This window comes from Neisseria sp. 19428wB4_WF04, from assembly GCF_015235335.1.
Classification (GTDB): Bacteria; Pseudomonadota; Gammaproteobacteria; order Burkholderiales; family Neisseriaceae; genus Neisseria; species Neisseria musculi.
In genome coordinates this window covers 1-379 of the sequence record NZ_JADGLG010000210.1, presented here as the reverse complement: position 1 = coordinate 379, position 379 = coordinate 1, and the positions used below count along the sequence as shown (strand labels likewise).

At 47.0% G+C, this 379-nt stretch carries 1 protein-coding gene; it reads right to left on the bottom strand.

Annotation, left to right across the window (positions count from 1 at the left end; all coding sequences use genetic code 11):
* On the bottom strand, window positions 1–357 hold a 357-nt coding region (locus IR141_RS13040; protein ID WP_209304466.1), incomplete at its 3' end, for a hypothetical protein.
* Window positions 358–379: the final 22 nt, after the last annotated feature.

The window sequence follows — 379 nt, the reverse complement described above, 5'->3', positions numbered from 1 at the left end:
GTGGATAAAGGCCATGCCTTGCGAAATGAGGATCAGTTGGAGTCCGAAGCTGGCGGCACGTTTTTGCTGATGCAGTGACCAGTTAGGATTTTCGATGTGGAAATAGTCAAAGGCAGTTGCATTATCATGGCATTCAATGTAGTTGACGGATTGTGTCGGACTGAGGAAGTGGCTGAAACGGCTCCCTGTCAGCAAATGCTGGATTTTCTCATGGAGTTGTTTCTCCACCAAACTTTGTGGGTCCAGCAGGACTTTTTTGATAGTATCGCGGTAATCATCGTTGAAAAAGCCGAACGTTGGTAGCTTTTCAGCATTGTATTGGTGGGCTAGCTCGTCAAAATCAAGGGCAGTTGCCATTTTCCAACCCTCGCCATAGAGA